The organism is Micromonospora sp. NPDC004704, from assembly GCF_053601675.1.
The window spans coordinates 1-23,736 of sequence record NZ_JBSGCD010000004.1; the positions used below are offsets into that span (position 1 = coordinate 1).

At 70.0% G+C, this 23,736-nt stretch carries 19 protein-coding genes and 3 tRNA genes; 14 read left to right on the plus strand and 8 right to left on the minus strand.

What is annotated here, in order from left to right:
• Window positions 1-80: 80 nt before the first annotated feature.
• From ACWEFB_RS06320 to ACWEFB_RS06340, 5 genes are all read right to left on the minus strand, one after another.
• Window positions 81-737 carry a hypothetical protein gene (locus ACWEFB_RS06320; protein WP_452282800.1) on the minus strand — a complete coding sequence of 219 codons (657 nt, stop codon included), beginning with the start codon at window positions 735-737 and terminating at the stop codon, window positions 81-83.
• Window positions 738-741: 4 nt separating this feature from the next.
• On the minus strand, window positions 742-1,605 hold the full coding sequence (locus ACWEFB_RS06325; protein WP_326560052.1) for a carbohydrate ABC transporter permease: 864 nt from the start codon (window positions 1,603-1,605) through the stop codon (window positions 742-744).
• Entirely contained in the window at window positions 1,602-2,567 is a 966-nt protein-coding gene (locus ACWEFB_RS06330; RefSeq protein ID WP_452282803.1) for a carbohydrate ABC transporter permease, read from the minus strand. The genes ACWEFB_RS06325 and ACWEFB_RS06330 overlap by 4 nt, the downstream gene beginning before the upstream one ends.
• A gap of 227 nt (window positions 2,568-2,794) precedes the next feature.
• Window positions 2,795-3,376 carry a TIGR03086 family metal-binding protein gene (locus ACWEFB_RS06335; RefSeq protein ID WP_326560050.1) on the minus strand — a complete coding sequence of 194 codons (582 nt, stop codon included), beginning with the start codon at window positions 3,374-3,376 and terminating at the stop codon, window positions 2,795-2,797.
• A gap of 53 nt (window positions 3,377-3,429) precedes the next feature.
• Window positions 3,430-4,035 carry a TetR/AcrR family transcriptional regulator gene (locus ACWEFB_RS06340; protein WP_326560049.1) on the minus strand — a complete coding sequence of 202 codons (606 nt, stop codon included), beginning with the start codon at window positions 4,033-4,035 and terminating at the stop codon, window positions 3,430-3,432.
• 170 nt (window positions 4,036-4,205) lie between these two features.
• On the opposite strand from ACWEFB_RS06340, the gene ACWEFB_RS06345 reads away from it, so the two are divergent.
• The 11 genes from ACWEFB_RS06345 to ACWEFB_RS06395 all read left to right on the plus strand — a co-directional run bounded on the left by ACWEFB_RS06345 (window position 4,206) and on the right by ACWEFB_RS06395 (window position 18,122).
• The gene (locus ACWEFB_RS06345; RefSeq protein WP_452282805.1) at window positions 4,206-6,572 is read left to right on the plus strand and encodes a TRAP transporter permease; all 2,367 of its coding nucleotides are present in this window, start codon (window positions 4,206-4,208) and stop codon (window positions 6,570-6,572) included.
• On the plus strand, window positions 6,569-7,588 hold the full coding sequence (locus ACWEFB_RS06350) for a TAXI family TRAP transporter solute-binding subunit (protein ID WP_452282807.1): 1,020 nt from the start codon (window positions 6,569-6,571) through the stop codon (window positions 7,586-7,588). The genes ACWEFB_RS06345 and ACWEFB_RS06350 overlap by 4 nt, the downstream gene beginning before the upstream one ends.
• Before the next feature lie 338 nt (window positions 7,589-7,926).
• Window positions 7,927-7,999 (plus strand) — tRNA-Gly (locus ACWEFB_RS06355).
• A 34-nt stretch (window positions 8,000-8,033) separates the two neighbouring features.
• Window positions 8,034-8,104, plus strand: a tRNA-Cys gene (locus ACWEFB_RS06360).
• Window positions 8,105-8,120: 16 nt separating this feature from the next.
• Window positions 8,121-8,195 (plus strand) — tRNA-Val (locus ACWEFB_RS06365).
• Window positions 8,196-8,552: 357 nt separating this feature from the next.
• Window positions 8,553-9,203, plus strand: coding sequence for a LemA family protein (locus tag ACWEFB_RS06370; RefSeq protein ID WP_452282809.1), 651 nt, complete (start codon window positions 8,553-8,555; stop codon window positions 9,201-9,203).
• A gap of 28 nt (window positions 9,204-9,231) precedes the next feature.
• Window positions 9,232-11,124, plus strand: a complete 1,893-nt coding sequence (locus tag ACWEFB_RS06375) for a DUF2207 family protein (RefSeq protein WP_452282811.1) — start codon at window positions 9,232-9,234, stop codon at window positions 11,122-11,124.
• 315 nt (window positions 11,125-11,439) lie between these two features.
• Complete coding sequence (locus ACWEFB_RS06380) at window positions 11,440-12,006, plus strand: phospholipase D family protein (RefSeq protein ID WP_452282813.1); 567 nt, start codon at window positions 11,440-11,442, stop codon at window positions 12,004-12,006.
• 765 nt (window positions 12,007-12,771) lie between these two features.
• Window positions 12,772-15,765, plus strand: a complete 2,994-nt coding sequence (locus ACWEFB_RS06385; protein ID WP_452282815.1) for an AfsR/SARP family transcriptional regulator — start codon at window positions 12,772-12,774, stop codon at window positions 15,763-15,765.
• Window positions 15,766-15,910: 145 nt separating this feature from the next.
• Window positions 15,911-16,420, plus strand: a complete 510-nt coding sequence (locus ACWEFB_RS06390) for a hypothetical protein (protein WP_452282817.1) — start codon at window positions 15,911-15,913, stop codon at window positions 16,418-16,420.
• A 352-nt stretch (window positions 16,421-16,772) separates the two neighbouring features.
• Window positions 16,773-18,122: a M20 metallopeptidase family protein gene (locus tag ACWEFB_RS06395; RefSeq protein WP_452282819.1), complete on the plus strand. Its 1,350-nt coding sequence runs from the start codon at window positions 16,773-16,775 to the stop codon at window positions 18,120-18,122.
• A 143-nt stretch (window positions 18,123-18,265) separates the two neighbouring features.
• Here the strand turns inward: ACWEFB_RS06395 and ACWEFB_RS06400 are convergent, their stop codons facing one another.
• Entirely contained in the window at window positions 18,266-18,832 is a 567-nt protein-coding gene (locus tag ACWEFB_RS06400) for a DinB family protein (protein WP_452282821.1), read from the minus strand.
• Window positions 18,833-18,926: 94 nt separating this feature from the next.
• Here ACWEFB_RS06400 and ACWEFB_RS06405 point away from each other — a divergent pair, with 94 nt between their 5' ends.
• Window positions 18,927-19,886, plus strand: coding sequence for a helix-turn-helix transcriptional regulator (locus ACWEFB_RS06405; RefSeq protein ID WP_452282823.1), 960 nt, complete (start codon window positions 18,927-18,929; stop codon window positions 19,884-19,886).
• A gap of 125 nt (window positions 19,887-20,011) precedes the next feature.
• A complete protein-coding gene (locus tag ACWEFB_RS06410; protein ID WP_452282825.1) occupies window positions 20,012-20,143 on the plus strand; it encodes a hypothetical protein in 132 nt (43 codons plus the stop codon).
• A gap of 145 nt (window positions 20,144-20,288) precedes the next feature.
• On the opposite strand, the gene ACWEFB_RS06415 is transcribed toward ACWEFB_RS06410, so the two are convergent.
• Complete coding sequence (locus tag ACWEFB_RS06415; protein WP_452282827.1) at window positions 20,289-21,050, minus strand: sulfite exporter TauE/SafE family protein; 762 nt, start codon at window positions 21,048-21,050, stop codon at window positions 20,289-20,291.
• Window positions 21,051-21,133: 83 nt separating this feature from the next.
• Here ACWEFB_RS06415 and ACWEFB_RS06420 point away from each other — a divergent pair, with 83 nt between their 5' ends.
• Window positions 21,134-22,063, plus strand: a complete 930-nt coding sequence (locus ACWEFB_RS06420; protein ID WP_452282829.1) for a LysR family transcriptional regulator — start codon at window positions 21,134-21,136, stop codon at window positions 22,061-22,063.
• A gap of 107 nt (window positions 22,064-22,170) precedes the next feature.
• On the opposite strand, the gene ACWEFB_RS06425 is transcribed toward ACWEFB_RS06420, so the two are convergent.
• Window positions 22,171-23,685: a hypothetical protein gene (locus tag ACWEFB_RS06425; protein ID WP_452282831.1), complete on the minus strand. Its 1,515-nt coding sequence runs from the start codon at window positions 23,683-23,685 to the stop codon at window positions 22,171-22,173.
• Window positions 23,686-23,736: the final 51 nt, after the last annotated feature.

Below are 23,736 nucleotides of genomic sequence, written 5' to 3' on the forward strand. Positions count from 1 at the left end.
GCCGTGCCCGGCGAGGGCCGTCACGCTTGATCCCCTCGCCGGTCACGGCGGGCCCGAACCCTGGCTGGTCACGCGATTTCCTAGTCCGTGCCGGTCCTGGTGGTGGTGGCGAGGGTTGCGGCGGGGGAGGGGGTGGGGCGGCGGCGGTCTACCGCCACGGCGGCCAGTGCCGGTAGGCCGGGTAGCAGGGGCCAGAGGATCGGTCCCATCGAGGCGGTCAGGGCCACGGCGATCAGGGCGAGCAGCAGGAGCGCGGTGCCGGTCGGGTCGGATCGGGTGCGGTCGACGGCCGATGCGGCTGCGGCTGGCCAACCGGTGTGCGGGTGCCAGACGACCGCCGCGCGCAGTGCTGTCGCGGCGAGCAGGGCGGTGGCGAGCAGGAGCGCCGGGCCGATGATCCGGCCGCCGGGCAGTCCGGCGCCGACCGCGGCCGCGTCGAGCGTGAGCACCGCGGCGAGGGCGACCGGCACGAGGTACGGCCACCAGCCGCTGCCCGCCGTGGCGCGCAGTGCTCGCAGGTAGCCCCGTACGGTGACGCCCGCACCGTCGTCGGCGCGATCGCGCAGTACGGTCACCGCCGCGGTGACCGCCACGTAGGCGGTCACCAGCGGCAGCGCGGCGACGAGGGTGAGCAGACCGAGGACCAGCACCTCGGAGAGCCGGGCCAGTCCGGCGGCGAACCCACCGAACCGCTGCGGTGCCGGGGTGCGGCGGATGTCGTCCTCGGGTCCGGTCATCGGCTCAGCCCTTCAGCCCGGAGGTGGCGATGCCCTCCACCAGGTAACGCTGGAAGGCCAGGAAGAACAGCACCACCGGCACGATGCTCAGGACCGACATGGCGAACATCGGGCCGAAGGCCGACTCGCTGGTCTGGTCGATGAACAGCCGCAACGCCAGCGGCAGCGTGTACGTCTCCGGGTCGTTCAGGTAGACCAGTTGACTGAAGAAGTCGTTCCAGGTCCAGATGAACGTGAAGATCGTCGTGGTGACCAGGGCCGGCTTGAGCAGCGGCAGGATGACGTACCGGAAGGTCAGCACCGGGCCGCAGCCGTCGATCTCGGCGGCGTCGTCGAGTTCCCGGGGCAGGCCACGGATGAACTGCACCATGAGGAAGATGAAAAACGCGTCGGTGGCCAGCAGCTTCGGCAGGATCAGCGGGACGAAGGTGCCCACCAGGTCGAGCTTCTGGAAGATCGTGTACTGCGGGATCAGCACCACGTGGTACGGCAGCATGATGGTCAGCAGGGTGAGCGCGAACAGCGGCCCGCGCAGCTTGAACCGCAGCCGGGCGAAGGCGTACGCGGCCAGCGAGCAGGAGATCAGGTTGCCCAGGACCGCGCCGACCGCGACGATCAGCGAGTTGCCGAAGAACCGCCACACGCTGATCCCGGCGATGCCGTCCAGCGCGGTGGAGTAGTTCTCCGGGACGAACCGGGTCGGGAACAGGTCCAGGCTGGACAGGATCTCGTCGGTCGGTTTCACCGACGCGGTGAGCAGCCACACGATCGGGTAGAGCAGCAGCAACAGCATGGCGATGATCAGCGCGTGCCAGCCGAGCCCGCGCAGCCGACTGCCGGTGGTGCGGGACTGCGGGTAGGTGGTCATTTGTTCTCCCCGGCGTAGAAGACCCAGCGGCGGGAGGTGCCGAAGAAGAGCGCGGTGATGACGGCGACGGTGATCAGCAGGATCCAGGCCATCGCGGAGGCGTAGCCCATCCGGAACTGGGAGAACCCGCGCTCGTAGAGGTAGAGCGTGTAGAACAGGGTGGAGTTGCTCGGCCCGCCCCGCCCGCCGCTGACGATGAACGCGGGGGTGAACGCCTGGAACGCGTGGATGGTCTCCAGCACCAGGTTGAACAGGATGATCGGGGAGAGCATCGGGAGGGTCACCGAACGGAACGTGCGCCAGCGGCCGGAACCGTCCACCGCGGCGGCGTCGTACAGCTCCTGCGGGACCTGCTTGAGCCCGGCCAGGAAGATCACCATCGGGGCGCCGAACTGCCAGATCGCCAGGATGATCAGTACGTAGATCGCGTAGTCCGGTTCGTTGATCCAGCCGCCGGTGTCCCAGCCGACCTGGCCGGTGAGCGAGTCGACCACGCCGTTGTCGGTGAACAGGGCCCGCCAGGCCAGCGCGATCGCCACCCCGGTGCCGAGCAGCGAGGGGGCGTAGAACGCGGACCGGTAGAAACCCTGTCCGCGCCGCGCGTTGTTGAGCAGCATCGCCACCGCCAGGGCGGCGGCCAGCTTCAGCGGTACGGAGATCAGCACGTACGTCGCGGTGACCTTGGCCGAGGCGAGGAACCGGGCGTCGTCGGTGAACAGCCGCTTGTAGTTCTCCAGGCCGACCCAGTTCGGGCTGGTGAACAGGTCGTAGTCGGTGAACGACAGGTAGAGCGAGGCGAGCATCGGCCCGAGGGTGAGCAGCAGCGCGCCGCAGACCCAGGGGGAGAGGAAAAGGTACGCGATGCCGGGCCGGTGGCGCCGGTAGCGCGGGCGGTTGCGCCCCGCCTTGGCGGTCGGATCGGCGGGCCCGGGGGGCGGCCGGCGCAGTGTGTCAGTCGTCATGGCGTAGCAATCCGATCGGCTCGTGACGCCTGCGCCGCAGGGGCGGCGCACTCCCGTGGCGGCGCGCGTGAAACCATTCAATGACGGGGAACGTACCGGCGGTCGGAGGTCCTGTCAACGAAATGGACACGGCCGTGAAACATTCATCGAACTCCGCTGGCCAGGAGGTCGACGGGATGAATCGTTTCATTCGGGGCCCGAAAAATCCCGCCGACGTCCCGGTCGTCTCAGTCGCCCGGAGCCCAGTCCGGATCCCGCCCGAACGCCGCCACCAGCCGGTCCTGCTCGCTGGCATTCTCCGGCACGTGCACCGCCGAGGCGACCAGGCCGCCCTGCCGGTACATCCCGGTCCGCTCGGTGAACCAGCGGGCGCACTCGCGTACCGCCTCGGCGTCCAGCTTCGGCTCGACCCCGATCGCCACCGCCAGGTCCCAGCCGTGCACCAGGTGCTCGGCCAGGAGCTGGTGCAGGTACTCGCTCGCCGGGGTGTCCCCGAACGAGAGGTGCACCGTACGGTCGAGCGCTCCGGGTTCGCTCGCGCCCCGCTCGGCCGCGGCCGCGGCGTCCTGCGCGGTGCCGGCCGGGTCGTCGCCGAGCAGGTCACCGTCGAACTGGTCGCCGACCTGCTCGATGGTCGCACCGGCCAGCAGCGGGACGGTCCACCGGTCCTCGACGACCACATGGTTCACCAGTGCGCGTACGTCCCAGTCGCCGCACGGGGTGGGCAGGGCCCACTGGTCGTACCCGACCTGGGCGACCCGGTCGGTGAACTCGTCCAGGCTGCGCCGGTACGTCTGCAGCAGATCCATGGACCCGATTCTGCTCCGTCTTCCGTCCGGCGGCCGGTCTTTCCGTCCGGCGGTCAGCCGTCCAGCTGTTCGGGGGACAGGCCGAGCTCGCGTGCGGTGGCCAGGTGGACCCACTCGGAGAGCAGGCGGCGGGAGATCACCCGGTCGTGCACCGCCGACTGCACCGCGAGCCCGTCGATCAGCGCGTTGATCCGCCAGGCGGCGCCGCCCGGATCGTCACAGACGAACACGCCCTCGTCCACGCCGGCCGCGATGATGTCGGCGAGGTCCTCCCGCCAGCGCAGGTCCAGCCGCCGGGACACCTTCTCCAGCTCGGGCGTACGCAGGGACTCCGACCAGCCGTCGATCCACATTCCCCACGACTTCGACCGGCCGGTCGGTGCGTACAGTTTGAGGATCTTCCGGAGCTTCTCCAGCGGGCCGGCCGAGGACCGGACCACCGCGTCGAGTCGGGCCAGATCCTGCTCCGCCGCGTACGCGAACGCCTGCGCGAGCAGCCGCTCCTTCGTGGCGAAGTGGTAGAACACGAGCGCCTGGCTCACCCCGGCGGCCTGGGCCACGTCGGCGGTACGGGTGTTCGCCAACCCGCGCTCCTTGATCACCGCACAGGCGGTACGCAGCAGCGCATCTAGGCGGATCTCGGCCGCGCGTCTCGTCACGCGGCTACGTTAACCTATCGATGTGAATACGGTAAGTCACCAATACTGACGGTCTTTGGCTCGTGACCCCGTGTGGGATCGCCAGCTCAGTCCCGTACCCGGCGGTAGGCATTGATCTCTATCGGGTGAAGGTATCGGAGTTCATCGGTGGCTCGTAGTAGGGTCCGCACATGCCCGAGGGTCAGGCCCCCGTCCCACCAACGGCCGACAACAAGCGGGACGAATCCGCACGACCGTCGATGGTGGAGCAACCGGCGACGGTGGTCTACGACGACGAGGAACGCCCGGCCAGGGAACTGACCGGCCCGGCCGCCACCGTGGTCGCCGTGGCCGCGTTCACCGTCGCGCTGCTCGTACTGGCCCAGGTGTTCCGGCCACTGTCGCAGGGCAGCCAGTACTACCTGATCATCTTCCTCGCGGGCGTACTCCCGTTGGTTTTCCTCGCCTACCGGTCCGGCCTGCGGTGGCCGACGCGGCTGCCCCGGCGCGGACCGGCGCCGCCCGGCGACCCGGCCGACCGGCCGGAACCGCCCACGGGCGCCGGGCCAACGGTCGGCGACTGGCTGCTGGCCGGACTGGCCCTGCTGGTCTGCCTCTACCCGGTGCTGCCCGTCCCGATCGCCGGGGCCGGCGGCGGTTACGACGCCTTCCTCGACCGGCAGGGGCTGCTCGCACCGACCGACGTGCTGCTCGGCGCCCTGCTCCTGGCCCTGCTGATCGAGGCCTGCCGGCGCACCACCGGGTGGGTGCTGCCCGTGGTCTGCCTGCTCTTCCTCGGCTACGGCTACTACGGCGGCCTGCTGCCCCAGCACTGGGCGATCGCCCACGCCGGACTCGACTTCGCCCAGATCGTCGACGCCCTCTACAACTCCGGCAGCGGCTTCTACGGCACCCCGCTCGACGTCGCCGCCACCTACATCGTGCTGTTCACCATCTACGGGGCCGTACTCGACCTCTCCGGCGCCGGCCGGTTCTTCGTCGACCTGTCGGTCTCCGCCTTCCGCCGGTCGCGCAGCGCCGCCGGTCGCACCGCCGTCGCCGCCGGCTTCCTGCTCGGCACGGTCTCCGGATCCGGTACGGCCACCGCCGTCAGCGTCGGGGCGGTGAGCTGGCCCATCCTGCGCCGCGCCGGCTACCCGCCCGAACAGGCCGGCGGCATGCTCGCCGCCGCCGGTGTCGGTGCCATCCTCTCCCCACCCACCCTCGGCGCCGCCGCCTTCATCGTCGCCGAGTACCTGGGCGTGTCCTACCTGACCGTGCTCGGCTGGGCGATGATCCCGACCCTGCTCTACTACCTCGGCATCCTGCTCGCCGTCGAGATCGACGCCCGCCGGTTCGGGGTACGGGCGGTCGAGGTCGTCGCCGGCTCGCCGGGCCGGCTCCTGCTCCGGTTCGGCTACCACTTCTCCTCCCTGATCGTGATCGTGGTGCTGCTCGCGGTCGGGGTCAGCGCCACCCGCTCGGTGGTGTACGCGACCGCACTGGCGTTCGCGCTCTCCTTCCTCGACCGGCGAGGATGGCTCACCCCCGATCGCCTGTTCACCGCCCTCGTCACCGGCGTACGCGGAGTGCTCCCGGTCGTCGCGGTCTGCGGCGCCGCCGGCATCATCACCGCCACCACCACCAAGACCGGACTCGGGGCACAGTTCGCCGGTCTGCTCGTCCGCGCCGCGGAGACCCTGGCCGACCGGCCCGCGGTGGTGCTCGCACTCACCGTCGTCTTCGCCGCCGTCGCGCTCGCCCTGCTCGGACTCGCCGTACCGGTCACCGCCTCGTTCATCATCGGCTGGGTGATCATCGGGCCGGCCCTGCTGGCACTCGGCGTACCGGCTCCCGCGGCGGCGATGTTCGTCTTCTACTACTCGGTGCTCTCCGAGGTCACCCCACCCACCGCGCTCGCCGCCGTCGGCGCCGCCGCGATCACCGGCGGCCGGACCGTGCCCACCATGTGGCAGGCCCTGAAGTACGCGCTACCGGCCTTCCTCGCCCCGATCGCCTTCGTCCTGACCGGGCCGGGTGAATACCTGCTCGGTCGGGGACCGGTGCTCGGTGTGCTCTGGACCGCCGTGGTCGCCTGCCTCGGCATCGCCGCGGTGGCCGCGGCGAGCGGCGGTTGGCTGCTCGGCATCGGCCCGGTCGGCACCGCCGGCCGGATCCTCGCCGGGCTGGCCGGACTGCTCCTGCTCTACCTGCACCCGGTCTCGATCGGGGCCGGTGCCGCGCTGCTCGCCGGTGCCGCCGCCCTGGCGGTGGCCCGCCGCCGCGCCGACCGGCGGACAGCAGAGGCGGGGCCGGGCTCGGTGGCGGTGGTTGCGGGGTCGTCGGCGGCGGCGGTGGATCCGGGAACGGAGGCGGTGGGATCGGCGGGGGGAACGGGGCCGGTGGCTGCACGCCGGTCGGGCGGTTCGGCGGGGGGAGCCGGTAAGGCGGGGGCGGCCGGGGCGGCCGATCCGGTCGAGGAAGCCGGCGAGATCAGGTCAACGGCCCGGTCGGCCCCTCCACCGGACCGATCACCCCGGAAGAAGGAGAGTTCATGAACCGTGCCACGAGGGTCGTCGCGGGAATCGCGACGGTCGGCCTCGGACTGACCGGCCTGGTCGGCTGTGGCGGCCGGCAGGACGGGGCCACCACCGACGCCGGCGGAGAGGTGAGCTGCGAGGTCGCCGCAGACACCCGGATCGGCATCGCCACCGGCAACTCCACCGGTGTCTACTTCGCGCTCGGCAACGCCTACGCCGAGCAGATCACCACCGCCACCGACGGCAAGGTCAAGGCCACCGCGGCCGAGACCGGTGCCTCGGTGCAGAACATCCAGCAGTTGGTGGCCGGGAGCTACGCGGTGGCGTTCTCACTGGCCGACACCGCCGCCGACGCGGTCCAGGGGACGGGGAGCTTCGAGGGCCAGGCACAGCCGGTGCAGGCGCTCTCCCGGATCTACACCAACTACACCCAGGTGGTCGTGCGTACCGGCTCGGGGATCACCTCGGTCGAGGGCATGAAGGGCAAGCGGATCTCCACCGGCTCCCCGAAGTCGGGCACCGAGGTGATCGCCAACCGGCTGCTGGAGGCGGCCGGCCTCGATCCGGCCCAGGACATCCAGGCCCAGCGGCTCGACCTGACCAAGACCGTCGACGGGGTCAAGGACGGCTCGATCGACGCCTTCTTCTGGTCCGGTGGACTCCCCACCCCCGGCATCACCGACCTGTTCACCACCTCCAGGGACCAGGTCGCCTTCCTGGACATCACCCCGTTGCTGTCCGAGATGAAAAAGATCAACCCGGTGTACGAGGAAGGCTCCATCCCGGCCGCCACCTACGGCACCCCCGCCCCCGTACGGACCATCGTGGTGCCCAACCTGCTGCTGGTGAAGGACGACCTCGACGCGAACCTGGTCTGCGTACTGACCAAGGCGCTGTTCGACCGCAAGCCGCAGCTCGAACAGGCCAACGCGGCGGCCAGGGAGATCAGCCTGGAGACCGCCCGCAAGACCACCCCGGTGCCGCTGCACCGGGGCGCAGACAAGGCGCTGGACGACCTCAACGCCCCGAAGTAGTCCGGCTCGTCGTCCCGGGTCCGGCCTGCCCCGGACCCGGGACCCCCGGACATGTTGGCGGAAATCCCCCGATCCAACCGCCCATCCCATACCTCCTTTCAGACCCTCACCCATCCACCATCCGTACGACCTTCCCTCCAAACCAGGTTCCTAGGATGCCTTACGGAGTGTGGTTCGTACCTGTCCGGGCACACCGCCCCTGCCCGATTCGTACGGCCCTCACCTGCGGGAACGGCGCAACGAGGGGCGGACCGACCCGCCACGGCCACCCCCGATTTGGCACATGTTCGCGCGCTCGGCTAAAGTTCTCATCCGTCACCAGGAAACACCGGAGACAAGCGGACGTAGCGCAGTTGGTAGCGCATCACCTTGCCAAGGTGAGGGTCGCGGGTTCGAGTCCCGTCGTCCGCTCGGAGATGCCGCCACGCACGTCGGGGGCAACCTCGGTGGAGTGGCCGAGAGGCGAGGCAACGGCCTGCAAAGCCGTGTACACGGGTTCAAATCCCGTCTCCACCTCGGCAAGGATATGCGAGGGCGATTGGCGCAGTGGGAGCGCGCTTCCTTGACACGGAAGAGGTCACTGGTTCAAACCCAGTATCGCCCACCAGCTAGACCAGCAGGTCAGCGGCTCGTTACCGGACTTCCGGTAACGAGCCGTTCTGGTTGTGACCTGGTTCCGAACAATGCTGAACCTCGCATTGAGATGCATCTGTCTGTGTAGCGTCCCGGGTCTACTTGCCGACTCGGTGACCGTTCGACCTCCGTCGCGTTTGGTTGACAACCACCTCCCATTCACGCGAGGGGCAGTCGTGACGCTCTGCCATCGCCCTCTCGAACACCCCCTCTGACTCACCAGTTCGTGCCGGCATCCGCGTACGGGCCGGGCCGGGCCCGGGACTGCACCCAAACTCGGTGCCGGGGCGACCGTACGGAGTTATCGGATGGATGACCGGCGGCCAACCCCGTGACAACTGCATGGCAGATCGTGTTGGCGGTCGCCGAGGATGCTCGGGCGACCTGGTTGAGCGAAGAGGCGGTTCCGGTGGATTCTGGCCTGGTGGTGGGCGTGCTGGCGGGGTTGGTCCTGCTGGTTATCGTCCTGCTGGTCGCCGCGGTACGCGGCTACAACCGGCTTGTACGGCTGAGGGCCCAGGTGCGGGCGTCGTGGGCGCAGGTGGACGTCCAGCTCAAGCGGCGCCACTCGCTGATCCCGAACCTGGTGGAGACGGTACGTGGGTACGCCGGCCACGAGCGGGCGACGCTGGAGGCGGTAACCGCCGCTCGGGTCGCCGCGACGGGGGCGCCGGGTGGTACGCCGGCACGGGTCGCCGCCGAGGGCGCGTTGACCCGGTCGCTCGGCAGGTTGTTCGCGGTGGCCGAGGCGTACCCGCAGTTGCGGGCGAGTGAGAACTTCGTCGAACTCCAACGCGAACTGGCCGGCACCGAGAACCAGATCGCGTACGCCCGGCAGTTCTACAACAGCGCGGTCCAGTCACTGAACACGGCGGTGCAGACGCTGCCGGTCAACATCATCGCCGGTCTGGGCGGGTTCCGGGCCGAGCCGTACTTCGAGGCGGCGGGCGACGAACGTGTCGACGTCGCGGTGCGGTTCTGAGGATCCTGGCGAACACTGGAGCCACGTGATGAATTCCGTTGACCTGGCCATCGAGCTGGGACTGCCGGCGGTGTGCCTGCTCGGCTGGGCCATCATCTTTTGGGCCGCCTGGCTGCTCACCCGGCCGGCCGACGTTGCCCCCGCCCCGGCCTCTATGACGTTGCCCGGCCCGGAGTCCCCGGCGGTGGTCAACCTGCTGGCCAACCGGTGGAGCCTCACCGTCGACGCCGCCGAGGCGACCCTGCTCGACCTGGCCGCCCGGGGCTATCTGGAACTGCGGCAGGCCGGCCCGGATCCGCGCGACAGCACCGTGCACCCGACGGGTCGTACCGACGGGCTCACCGAATACGAGCGCCAGGTCCTCAACCGGGTGGTCGAGCGCGCGGTCGGTGGGTTGGTACCGCTGACCGCCCTGGCCTTCGCCGACGAGAAGCGCGCCGGTCTCTGGGCCAGTTCGCTGCGCCGCGCGGTCATCGACGAGGCCCGCCGGCTCGGCCTGACCCGGCGCCGGTTCCCCAAGGGCCTGGTCGTCGCGCTCAGTCTGCTCGGCGCCCTCGCCGCGCTGGGCGTCGCCGCCGGCTCCTACCACTATCTGTCCCGGACCCAGGAAGACGACCGTTGGGGCGGTGTGGGCGCGGCCTTCTTCGTCACGATCATGGTCCTCTTCGGCATCGCGCGGCGGAACATGGGCGAGCGCGACACCCCGTTGGGCCGGGCTGTCGCCGCTCGTTGGCTCGGCCTGCGCGACTGGTTGGCCGGGCACGAGGCGTTCGCGGACCTGCCCCCGGCAGCCGTGACGGTCTGGCACCGCTACCTGTCGTACGGGGCCGCGCTCGGCGCGACCCGGGGGGCGTCGGAGGTCATCCACCTCGGCCTGGCGGACCGGAGTCGCATCTGGTCGGCGTACGGGGGCACCTGGCGCCAGGTCGGGGTCAGCTACCCGAACACCCTGCCCCGGTACGGTCAGCCGCTCGGTTGGCCCTTTGTCCGGGCCGTGGGCGCCGGCTGGTTCGGCTGGGCGCTCGTCGGCATCGTCGGGCCGGCAGCGGCCCGCCAGGCGAGCCTGCCGGTCGACCCGGCCGACGATCCGCTCCACTTCCTCTTCGGCCAGTGGTTCGAGCCGTGGCGCAATTTTGCCGAACTCGACCTGATCACGCTCGGCATCCTCCTCGTCGGACTCGCCTTGCTCGGCTACGCGACGTACACGATGATTCGGGTCTTCGCCGACGTGGCGAGCACGGTCACCGTCTCGGGAGAGGTGGTCTGGTACCAGATGTGGCAGTACCACAGCTCGGACGAGAGCACCGACCGGACACCAATCAACTACTACCTCGTCATCGACGACGGCCGGTCCGACCAGACCCGGGCCTGGATCCTGCCAAAGGAGATCTCCGGCCAGTGCGAGCTGGGTGACGTGGTGACCGCCCAGGTGCGCCGGTGGACCCGTCGCGTCAAGCAGGTCACCGTGTCGCGGGCGGCGACTCCCGCGCCGGAGCTCGCCGACGGCTCTCCCGGCGCGGGCACCGTGGCCGGGGACGTCGCCGAGCCGCTGCTGACCGCCGACGAACTCAGCGCCGCGGTGGGGCGCCAGGTGCGGCCGGACCGGACCTCCAGCTACCGCGGCGACCCGCGTTACACGGCCGCCAACTTCAACGACCTGACCGGTACGTTCACGGTCTCGGTCAGCGTGATACGGGGTCGGGCCGGGCGAGTCCTCATGGTGATCGGCAAGGGAGCCGGCCAGCCACTGCCGACCCCGCGTGGAGACGAGGCGTACCTCGCCAAGGACCGCGTGGTCGGGCGCCGGGGCGACGTGGTGGTCATGCTCGCGCCGGGGCGGAACGTTGCCGCCACCCAACTGGCCGGTCTGCTTCCTCTCGCGTTGGACCGTGCCGCGGTCCAGGCTGCCGCGCCAAGCTGACAGATTGCGGTCCGTATCGGGTGAATCCCAGGACAGACGGACCGAGAAGACAGAGTCGGGCTTGGGCCCTACCCGTCGGACGGTACGGACTGGTACGTCATGGTTGAAGACCGTCCCTGGCGCGGCGGCGCTGGCGGGCAGCGGCCACGCGTCGTGCAGGAGGTACGTGAGCCGCTCGGGTGATGAAGCAGCGGCTTCGCTGTCGATGAAGTAGTAGGCGAGGTCCACCTCGTCATCGTCGGTACGCACGCGCAAGGCGTGCTCGCCGAGCCGAATGAAGGTGCCCTTGTCGTTTGCCTCCACCCAGAGGTGCTCGTGGAGTACTTCGACGACCTTGCCGCCGAGGTACAGAACCCCGACTACGACACCACGATTACCAGCGAAATGCCGGGCGGCAAGGTCACCGCTCAGTTCTATCCGGTTGCCGACCGGGACCCGATCGCTGCGCGGCTCGACCAGGTGAGCTGCAAGACCAAGGGCCGTACCAGGGTAGAGATTGGCCAGTCCGAATGGGACGGCACCCGGCTCGCGATCGTCGACGAACTCGCCAGGCTGAAGGCTGCGGGTTGCCAGGTGCGCGTCGTGCATGGTCTGGCCGAGGATGCGGTCACCGCCGCGCTCGACGCCGCCGGCATCGAGCGCCGGGTGCTCGACGGGTCGACTCCCGCCGGCCGCATCCACTCCAAGTACATCGTGGTCAGCGACCCGGCCGGTCCCGGCTCGGGCCGGGGCTGGGTTTTGACCGGCAGCCATAATTTCAACGCCACGTCGTTGCAACGCAACGACGAAGCGACCGTCGAGCCCTCCCATCGCAGCATCGTCGACGCGTACGCCGCCAACTTCGCGCGGCTGTGGGAGGTCGGCGCGGTCGCCGGCGGCTAGTACGGGACGAGGATGACAGAGCGGTGTCGACGCGTAGCCGGCACCGCTCCGTACCGCGCAGCCCAGCACGGGACAAGCGCCCGGAATCAGGAAAAGATCACCGCTTGCGGTCGCCCTCGCCGCGCCCGGTGTACCTGCGCCGGAGCGGCCTGAACCACTCAACCCCGCGAGTCAAGAAAACCCGGGGCTCCCCGCTCCCGCAAAGAGCAGCTCGGTGCTCGGGCGACCAAACACGTCCTCCGACAGCAACCGTCGCCGGAAGCACTTGGCCGAGACGCCCGGTTGAGCACCGGACAATTCACGCCCAATGGCGAACCGGCAACGACAGAGGGCAACGCGTGAAGAAAATCGTGATCGGGACCCACGGATTCCTCGGCAGCCACGCGCCGGGCACCTCGTACGCGAGGTGCCCGGCGTCGCTGTCGCAGGAGGCGCACCGTGCGGTACCGGTGGACGAACGATCGTGTGGCTGTAGGGTGCCAAGACTCGCGTGGGGGTCTGAGCTGGGGTTTGTAGCTGTGGCCGACCCTCCGAGGGGTACAGGAAGTGTGCCCGGATTTCCGGGGTCGGTACATGCCGGAGTGGATGGCCATGCCTGCTCGTCGGTCACGCCGCGTTGGCGGACGGGCATTTCTGTCGAGCGGGATGCTGATGATCGCGCCGCTCACCCGTTCCTTCGACCATTCCTGGATCAGTAGACTCGGTGTTCCGGCCAGACAGGTCGCAAGCGGACAATGTGTGTAGGTCATCCGGGAGGCGACAGACGTGGCTGAGCCAGTGCATCCCGTCCGGCATGACAACGATGACCCGCGGACCGAAGCCGGCTCGCTGCGCGTACAGATCCTTGGTTCGTTGCGGCTCTGGCGCGGCGGCGTCGAGCTGAACGCCGGCCCCAGACAACAGGCGCACGTGTTGGCCCTGCTTGTGGCTCGCGTGGGCCAGCCGGTCAGCACGGGAGACCTGATCGACCTGATCTGGGCAGAAGACGCCCCCGCCAGTGCGCTCAACGTGATTCACAAGTACATCGGGGCACTGCGGCGGTTGCTCGAACCCGCGGTGCCCGCCCGGTCATCCGGAAGGTACCTGCACCGCCACGGTAACGCGTACGTGTTCACCGCCGGTCCCGACGTGCTGGACCTCGTGTCGTTCCGGGAACTCGTCGATGCCGCCCGGGCCGCACTCGCGCGGCAGGCCCGTGACCTGGCGCTCGACTGTTATGTCGAGGCGCTCGGTCTGTGGAAGGGCCACGCAGGGGCCGGGTTTGCCGATGGCTCGGCGGCTCCGGTACTGGCCGCCCTCGACGACGAGTTCCACACCGTATGCGCGGCGGCCACCGAACTGGCCGTGTCGTTGCGGCAACCGGAGCGGGTGATCCTGCCGCTTCAGTTGGCCGCGTCGATGGCACTGTTCCACGAGCCCGTACAGGCCAGCCTCATCACCGCCCTGGGCGCCGCTGGACGGCAGGCGGAGGCACTGTCGGCGTTCCAGGCGGTTCGTGACCGCCTCGCCGAGGAGCTCGGCATCGACCCTAGTGCGCCGCTGCAGGCCGCGCACCGACGAGTACTGACCCAGACGCCGACGACGCCGAGCATTGCCGGCACGGGGCGTGGGGGCGACCCCACACCGGCGGGGCAGGCAGGTGTGGTCGGGCCGGGCGAGGAAACGCGCGAGGAATCCGACGTCCTGCTGCAGGCCTCCGGCCCCGACCTCATGGAGCCCGTGGTGCCGAGCGTCGTGGCAGCCCGGGTCCGACCCGCCGGGGTACCACGTCAGCTGCCGACCGATGTGAGCCGGTTCGTGGGTCGGGCCCTTCCGCTCAAGCAGCTGGACGGGCTGCTCTCCGACGTGACGGGCGCCTCGGCAGCGGTGGCGACCATTGTGGGAACGGCGGGCGTGGGCAAGACCTCCCTGGCGGTGCACTGGTCTCATTCGGCGGCGGAGAGATTCCCGGACGGCCAGCTCTACGCCAATCTCCGGGGCTTCGATCCCACCGGAGCGGTGGCGCGGCCCGACGAGGTCCTGCGTGGGTTCCTGACTGCCCTGGGCGCGCCCGCGCAGAGTCTGTCCGCGACAACGGAAGGCCTCGTCAGCCAGTATCGCAGCGAGCTGGCCGGCCGGCGGGTGCTGATCGTCCTCGACAACGCTCGGGACGCCAGCCAGGTCCGGCCGTTGTTGCCAAGCGCCTCGGGCAGCTTCGTCCTGGTGACCAGCCGCGACCAGCTCACCGGCCTGGTCGCCCTGGACGGCGCCGAGCCGATTGCCATCGACGTGCTCGACCCGGACGAGGCTTACGACCTCCTGACCCGCCGGCTCGGACCTGCGCGACTCTCGGCGGAGCCGGACGCCGCTACGGAGATCATCACCCGGTGCGCACGCCTTCCGCTCGCCCTCGCGGTCACAGCGGCCCGGGCGGCGGTACGGCCCGAGCTTCCACTGGCCGGACTGGTCGAGGAGATGCGCGAGGCCCAGACACCGCTCGACGCCCTAGGCGGGACCGACGCGGCCAGCGATGTGCGGTCCGTGTTCGGCTGCTCGTACGCCGCGTTGCGCGAACCCACGGCGACTCTGTTCCGGCGGCTCGGCCTGCACCCGGGACCTGATCTGACCGTGCCAGCCGCCGCCAGTGCCTGTGGGCTACCGGTCGCCCAGGTCCGGCCCCTGCTGGCCGAGCTTGCCGGGGCGAACCTCATCAGCGAGCATCGGCCGGGCCGGTTCGCGTTCCACGACCTGCTCCGTGCCTACGCCGCCGACCTCGCCGAGCGCCTCGACACCGCCGACGACCGTCACTGCGCCACCCGACGCCTTATCGACCACCATGTGCACAGCGCCGATACGGCGAACCGGCAGTTCGGCAAGGCCAAACACTCGCCGGTCGAGCCACCGCCGGCCGGGCCGGGCGTGTCCGTCGTCGAGCCGGCCGACGAGCAGCGGGCGCTGGCCTGGTTCGATGCGGAGGTGGCCAACCTCATCGCCGTTGCGAGACAGGTCGAAGCCGCCGAACTCGACCGTCACACCATCGCGTACGCGGCGATCCTCGAGAACTACCTGCGGCGGCGGGGCCTCACCCGGCTCTGGGTGAGCCTGCAGGAGACGGCTGTTCGAGCCGCCGGGCGTCTCGGCGACCCGGCTGCCCTGCGGGCCGCCTTCTCGTGCCTCGGCGGCGCCCTGAACCAGATGGGTGACCATGACGGGGCGATCCAGCTCTACCAGCGAGCCATCGACCTGGGCCCCGACCCCGACCCCGTCCGCCAGGGAGGGATCCACCTCGGTCTTGCCGCCGTGTTTACCAGCCTTGGCCGCTATGCCGCGGCGTCGGACGAGATCAACCGCGCGCTGGCGCTGTTCCGGGGCGGGAACGACCGTGACCGTGAGGCGGCGGCGCTCAACGACATCGGCTGGAACCACTACCTCGCCGGCGACTACGACCAGGCGCTGGTCAGTTGCACGCAGGCGTTGGCACTGTTCGAGGTGGTCGGCAACCGGTCCGGTCAGGCGTACACCTGGGACAGCCTGGGCCAGGCCCACCACAAGCTAGGGCACGAAGACGAGGCCAGCGCCTGCCATCAACGCTCGTTGGCCATGCTGCGTGAACTCGGCCATCGGTACGCGGAGGCGATAATCCTCCTCCATATCGGCGACTGTCACGAGGCCGGCGGGCGGGGGACCGACGCGCGGCTCGCCTGGCAGGAGGCACTGGCGATTCTCGACGCGCTCGACCACCCCGACGCCGAGGACGCCCGAGCGAGGCTGACCAGGTAGCAACCCGACCCTCGTGGCGTTGCCGACCCTTTCATGACACTGAGCGTCACTGCTCGGCCGGCTGACTCGTTCATTACCGGAGCCGGTTGTCGCCGGTCTCGGAAAACGATTTGCCCCTGAGTGGATGATGCAAGACCCTCAGGGCATGGGCATCGATCTGGAACTGGCCGACGTTGCCGCAGCTCGTTATCAACTCGACTCTTGCCAAGATTCGGGCCAGCCCTGTGCTCATGACCCCGACTGCGAGGAGAACCTCTACCGTCTCTGCAGCCGTGGGCCCTCGGAGTTCCCGTACCGCCAGTTCCATGACATCAACGAGAACATGCAGCTTACTGGGATGGGCTACGAAGCCAAGCCTGAAACCGAGACGATCCAGGCCGACATTCCCGGCGACGAACAGGCGCGACAGGACCGAGCAGCGGCAGACCTCCGCTGGCGGTCCCAGACCGTCCCGGGCATGACTGGCATCCCCGCCTTCAAGCTCCGGTCAAACGATCGCTGGCTGGTGACCACACGCGAGATCGATGAGGCATTGGCGGCTTACGCGCAGGTTCCGGCGGAACAACGCGCTTCCCTGCAGGTCGACTCGAAGTGGGTCAGTTGGCTGGAGTGGCTCGCCCTAGCCCGGGAACGCGGTGGCTTCGAGGCCGAATGACGGCTCTGTGGGTCTTTACCGCCGCGACACCGGAGTACCCCACCTATCGCGGGCTTGGCTCATCGACCGGATCGGGACCTGATCCGCCATTCTCAGGGAACCGCCCGCGATGTCGGGCTTTCCGGGCTACCTGGTTGTGGACTCGTTCCCGCACCTGCTGCTCGTGGCGGTGGCGATCCAGCGGAGAGCGTTGGCTGTTCTGCACAGCCTCGTTGCTGCTCGCCGCGGTACTGACCGTGGGCCGGGCGGCGGTCGGAGCAGCCGGGCCACGAGTATTCCGTAGACCCCTCGGACGCCACTGCGGACATCTCTGGTAGGGGTGACCGCATGGTCAAGATGGGGGCCAGCGTCAGTGCGTTCCAACGCCGAGCAGGACAAGCTCGAGCTAGTCGCACTCTTGTTGGAGGAACACATGTCAGGTTCGGAAGGTCGCATCGTGAGCCGACGCGCTGTGCTTCGTGGCGCCGCCGTCGGTGTCGCGGGAGCCGGGCTGACTTCGGCCCACGCGGCGTACGCCGGCAACGGCTCGGCCGCTGGGCTGGTGAGCGAGGATGCGGTGGATGCGGTGGCGTCTCGGCTGGACCGTGACCTGATCGAGTTGCGCCGTGACATCCACCGGCACCCGGAGACGCCGGGTCAGGAGCGGCGGACCGCCGAGGTGGTGGCCCAGCGACTTCGCGAGGCCGGCCTCGACGTCACCACGGGTGTGGGGGGCCATGGGGTCGTGGGAGTTCTCAGCGGAGCTCGTCGTGGCCGGACGGTCGCTTACCGGTCGGACATGGACGCGGTACCGCCGAGCGATCAGGTGGGGGGTGGCGTGCAAGCGGCTCACCTGTGTGGGCACGACATGCACACGGCTGTGGGCGTGGGTGTCGCGGAGGTTCTGGCGCGTCTGCGCAACCGGCTCGCGGGCACGGTGGTGTTCGTCTTCCAACCCGCCGAGGAGTCGCTCACCGGTGCCGCCGCGATGCTCGACGACGGCGTGTTCGCCCGAGTCCGTCCAGCGGAGATCCATGCCATGCACTGCGGTCCTTTCCCGGTCGGCCAGTTCGTGGTCACGCCCGGGCTCGGACTTCCTGGCCAGGACCGTGGCGTCATCACGCTCATGGGACGGGATGCGACGGCGCGGGCGCGACGGCTCGCCGCCGAGATCGGCGCGCTCAGCACCGTTTTTCGCCCTGCGACCTCCGAGGACCTCGAACGGCTCGTGGCCGACGTCCAGACACCTGACGGGCCATTGGCCAATTTCGTGTTCATGCAGGCCCAGGTCTCCGAAGCCGAAGGCCGAGCCGAGGTGCGGTTGTCGTACCGATGCTGGCCGGAGGACCGGTACGTCGCCATCCGCGAGGACATCCGCCGACTCGCAAGCTCCGATGGTCAGGCGTCGGTAACCTTCCCGAACGACCCGTTTCCCGCGATGGTCTGTCCCGAGCGGGAAGGCCAGGCCGTGAAGCGATACCTGCAACAGACAGCCGGGCGCGACCGGGTACGGACGTTGCACGCCGCGATTCCGTTCAGCGGTGAGGACTTCGCGCTGTTCCTGGACCGGCTACCCGGCACGTACACCTTCCTCGGCGTCCGTGCGCCCGGCGCCTCCATCGAGACCAGTTATCCGCATTTCGGCGCCTTCGACCCGGACGAACGGGCCATCGGGTACGGCGTCCGCGCGATGGCGGGTTGGCTCGCCCGGCGTACCCGATAGCCCGACCCACGGCAGCGCGGCCGGCTGCCGGAAGCAGTCGCTCGGTGGCAGTTGCGGGGCTGTGTCGTTTCTGGCGGCGCCGGGTGTTGTTGTAGTGGTGTTACGGGGGCGCTGCGCGATACGCCCCCGTACCATTCCGCTGGTTAGCCCATGCTTCTGGCGCCGTCCAGGGACTCGCGGATGATGTCGGCGTGTCCGGCGTGCTGGGCGGTCTCGGCGATGATGTGCATCAGCACCCGGCGGGTCGACCACCGTGCGCCGGGCTCGAACCACGGGGCCTTCGGCAGCGGCTGGGTGGCGTCCAGGTCGTCCAGGTCGGCGACCAGTTCGTCGGTCCGGCGGGCCGCCTCGGCGTAGTCGGAGAGCACACCGGCCAGTGTCTCGCCGGGTAGCAGCCGGAACTCGTCGGTACGTCGGACCCAGTCGGCCTCGGTCATGGTGGTGAAGTCGCCCATCGCGGACGGTCCGTCCAGGACGAAGTCCACCCAGGTGCGCTCGACTGCGGTGACGTGCTTGATCAGGCCGCCCAGGCACAGTTCGCTGGCGGTGGTTCGCCGCCTGGCCTGCTCGTCGGTGAGGTCGCGGGTGGTGAAGCGCAGGAAGTGCCGCTGGTGGGCCAGCATCGCCAACAGGTCGGCGCGCTCGCCAACGGCGGCCGGCGCGTCGCCCAGCTCGCGGGCCGATTCGTTGACGATCGTGGTCTCGCTCATGGTCTCCGCCTTGCTTGTCCTGTTCGTCGGTCGGGATCCACGCTAGGCCGCACTGCGGACACTTCCTGACCTGAATTGCAGGAGAATCGAAGACATGGCGAACACCAGCACCCGGACGCTGCGACTGCTGTCCCTGCTGCAGACCCACCGGTACTGGCCGGGCATCCAACTGGCCGAGCGACTGGGAATCTCGGTCCGCACCCTGCGCCGGGACATCGACCGGCTGCGCGAGCTGGGCTATCCGGTCGAGGCGCAGCGGGGCGTGGACGGCGGCTACCAGCTCACCGCGGGCGCGGTACTACCGCCGCTGGTGGTCGACGACGAGGAGGCGGTCGCCCTGGCCGTGGGCCTGCAGGCCGCCGCGCAGAGCGCGGTGGAGGGCCTCGCCGAGTCCTCGGTACGGGTGCTGGCCAAGGTGGTGCAGGTGATGCCGCCCCGGCTACGGCGCCAGGTCGAGGCGCTGGGCGCGATGACATTGCCCGCCGGCTGGAACGGCCCGGCCAGCCAAGGCGTCGACCCGGGCGTCCTCACCGTGGTAGCGCTGGCCTGCCGGGACAGCGAACACCTCCGCTTCTCCTACACCGCCGCCGATGACCACCACACCAACCGGCACGTCGAACCGCACCGACTGGTCTCCCTCGGTCGCCGCTGGTACCTGGTCGCCTACGACCTCGCCCGCCACGACTGGCGCAGCTTCCGGGTTGACCGCCTCACCGCGCCACACGGCACCGGCTCCCGGTTCCGGCCCCGCGATCTTCCCGCCGCCGACGCCGCCGAGTTCGTCCGCAACAGCCTGGACAACCAGGCCCGCCCCTACCAGGTGGAGGTCTTGGTCGACGCCCCGGCCGCAACCGTGCGCGAGCGCATCGGCCGGTGGAGCACGGTCGAGGAGCTCGACGCCGAGCACTGCCGGGTACGAATGACCACCGACTCCCTCGACTGGCCGACCATGGCACTGGGCGTGCTGGGCGCAGACTTCCGCGTCATCGAGCCACCCGAGCTACTTGAGCAGATCCACCACTGGGGCACCCGCTTCAACCGGGCCCGGGCTTGATCCGCCCCCAAGGTCTACACGTGACTATCCGGGGTGGGATAGCCACTCTTTCACTGGTCGTTTACGACGTTGGTGCGGATGCCTCCACCGAAATCCCCTCGAATTCCACCTACGGTACGGCGCAGGTGGTCGCGCGCGACATGCACGGCCGACTGCTGGCACGGCTCGACGACCCGTTCTGCGAGACCCGCACGTGGGTGTTCGCCGCCGACGGCTCGGTACGGCTGCTGCCCGGCCGGCAGCCGTTCGTACGGTAGCCGTCGTCTGATGGGCGAGGAGCAGGCGCGTGTGCTCGCGCGCGGGATGAGCATCGCGGTGACCCAGTCGGAAGGCGGGACCGAGCTGGCGCTGCGTGCGGCGCGTCCTCGTAATGTTCCGGTGACCGGTCAGGCGACCAGGCGATCAGTCGCCCAGGAAGTAGAGGACGGTCATCGTCGCGGCGGTGGTCAGCACCACACCACGCAACAGTGGCGCGGGGAGGCGGCGTGCGAGGTGGGCACCGGCGAAGCCGCCGGCCACCGCGCCGACCAGCATGGTGAGGAGGGGAAGCGGGGTGGTCAGGACGTCCGAGGCGAACAGGAAGAGCGCGGTCGCGGTGAGGTAGACGGCGGCGACCTGGGTGATCCGCATCGGGTTGCTGATCGCGGTGTCCAGACCGAGCCCGATGGTCCAGAGCGCCAGCATGAGTATGCCTACGGCCCCACCGAAGTATCCGCCGTAGACCGCGAGGAGAAACTGACCGATCAGTACGGCGGGTGGGCGCAGGGTGACCGACCGGTGCAGTGCGGCACTCAGGGCACGGGAAATGGTGCGCCCGAACGCGAGCACCACCGTGCCGAACGCGAGCAGCCACGGCAACGCGGCGTCGAACGACGCCCCCGGCAGCGCCAGCAGCAGGACGGCCCCGAGCCCGCCGCCCAGCATGCTAGTCGCGGTGAGCGCCGTCGTGGAGGTGGCGCCCAACGGGGTGAGCTCGCGCCGGTACACCCAGGCGCTGGCCACCGAGCCGGGTACGAGAGCGACGGTCGCCGCCGCGTTCGCGGTGACCGGTGGCAGGCCGACCGCGACCAGGGCGGGCAGTGCCACGAAGGTGCCGCCACCGCCGACGGCGTTCAACGCTCCGGCGGCCAGCCCGGCCAGCAGTACGATCATGATCTCCGGCACCCGTCGAGCATCGTCGCCCGAGCACTCGCCCACAATGCGCGGTAGCCGTACTCAGCCTATGGCTGGGGCATAGGCTGGGTCGGGTGCGGTACGACCTGGACGACCTGCGGCTCTTCCTGCACATCGTGGCGGAGGGCTCCATCACTGCGGGCGCCCGCCGGATGCACCTGAGCCTGCCCTCGGCCAGCGCCAGGGTGCGCTCCCTGGAGCACCAGGCGAAAGTGGCGCTGCTGGTCCGCGGGCGGCGGGGGGTACGGCCCACCCCGGCGGGAGCCACCCTGGCCCGCCACGCCCGTGAGATTCTCACCGGGACGGCCCGGCTGGACAGCGCCGTCGCGAGCTACAGCCGGTCTCCGACCGCTCCGCTGGTCCTGCTCGCCGGGGGTTCCGCCATGCACCGACTCGTGCCGCAGGCCCTGATCTCGTTCCTCCGCGAGCACCCCGACGTCGACGTCACCGTTTCCGAGCGCCGTACCCCGCAGATCGTGCGGATGCTCGCCGACGGCGATGCGGATCTGGGGATCGTCCTCGACGACGAGGGGCTCGGCCGGGGCCTGGAGACCGAACCCCTCGGGGACGACTCTCTCGTGGTGATCGGCCAGGCCGACGGGATTCTCGCGGGACGAACGGCGTTGACCTACCGTGAGGTCGCCGAACACCCTCTCGTCGGGCTGGACGCCGAGTCCTCGCTGCGACGCTGGATCGAGAAGCACGTCGGCCCCGAGGTTCCGGTTCCCCGGTACCGGACCAGCGTCGCCAACCTCAACATCCTGATCGCCCTGGTGGCCGCTGGTGTGGGACTGGCCGTCGTACCGCGTCGCGCTGTCGACCCGGGCCAGCCGCTCGATGTCTGCGACCTCCAGGACCCCTGGGCCCGCCGCCACCACCTGCTGGGCTGGGGCTCACGGGCCCGGCCCGCCTCCCTGGCCGCCGCGGCGCTCGCCGAACACCTGCGCCACGCGGCCCGGCTCGGAGCGACGTCCGCGTACGGTCAGCAGAACCTCCGGCTCTGACGGCCCGCGAGCCAGCAGGCCGGCCGATCAGGGAGTCGAGCCAGCGGGAGCGCGGGTCCGGGGGCGAGTCGAACATGACCGGGAGCCGACCTGGTCACCTCCACCGGTCAGGTCTGCGCGTTCGTCCGGGAGCGGGCCGAATAGAGGCCCCGGCCGGGGATGGCGCCGTTCCACACGGAGAGCGCCACGAGGAGGGTCGCGGCCAGCACTGCCATGGTCGGGTCGGCGAAGTACCCGGCGGTGGCGGCGGCCAGCGCGACCGGCAGCACGACGACGAGGACGAGGCGGGTGAGGGATCCTCCCGGCCGGGCGGCGGTGGGGTCGAACGGGCCGAACTCGGAGGTGAAGGGCGGTGTCCGCCGGGCGGTGCTGCCGGGCCAGAGACGGCCCACGCCGGGGACGTCCACCAGGTACATCCGCCGGAAACCGAGGCAGCGGCGCAGCTCGACCGGGAACTCGAGCCCGGCCGGCCCGCCCGTCACCATCTCGACGAGGCGGTGGTCCCAGAGGATCCGCTGATGCCATCGTTCGCCCTGACCATCCATGATCTCCAGCCAGAGCCCCCAGGGGCCGGCCCTGCGCCAGACCAGGGGCGCGGCGACCCGGGCACGGGCGATGGCCGGCTCGGGCCGCCGCCGGGCGCCGGTCGCCCAGCGGCACAGCCGCCAGGTCCACACCACGCCGAGCGCGATGCCGAGCAGGAATACGAACTGGCTCCAGGAGTCGCGTTCGATCACCCACAGGACCTCGAAGCGGCTCTCGTCGACCGGCAGCGCGAACCCCGGATCCTCCGGGTCGTACCGGAACGGCACCCGGGTGCCCTCCGGATACGCGGCGGGGTCGGTGGGGGTCACACGCACCGTCGCGGTGCGTCCGTCGGGGGCCGTCACCGTGACGCCGATACGGCGGTCGTCTTCCGATGGCGCCCGGGTCACGATGCCGTCCCCGGTCTGGCTGAGCCGGCTCTCCTGCGTGGCGTTGTAGCGGTCGTACTCCGACATCGCGACGGCCAGTGCGGCGAGCGGTAGCAGCCAGCCGACGAGAACCACCTTCCACATGGTCCGGTTCGGGCGGGGTGGCCCGGCCGCTGACGTGGCCGTACGCAGCCGGTTGTCCATGTCCGCCGCCCGGATCACCGGCATCGTCACCACCGGCGCCAGGGACAGCCGAGCGGCCGTCTCAGCCAGGGCGGCCGCCTGCGCACGAGCCACCTTGCGTGCTTCGTTGTGGGTGCGCAGCAGCACGACCACCGCGGCCACGAAGACCACGAGCATGGCGAGGCCGACCACGAGCGGTGTGGGGAATCGCTCGGACTCCAACCAGGCGGTGGTTCCGCCTCGGCCGCTCACCGCCGCCCGCTCCGTAGCCTCACCAGGGTGGGATCCCACGTAGATCGGCATGATGTCGATGCCTGTGATCCGGACAGCGCCGTCGTCGGAAACGAAGGTCCCGTCGCAGGCCCACTCGTTCGGGTCAACCTCGTCGCACGTGCTGACCCGGACCTGTCCGCTGATTCCCCCGTGGTGGGCGAGATAGCCTTCGATGCCCCACACGGTCATGAGGGCGCCGATGACGAAGGTGACCACCGCGACGGTGGCAGCCTTCGGGGTTCCCGATTCCATGGACCGCCCGCCTCCCCCCAGACACGACAGCGACCACGATTGTGTCTGGGC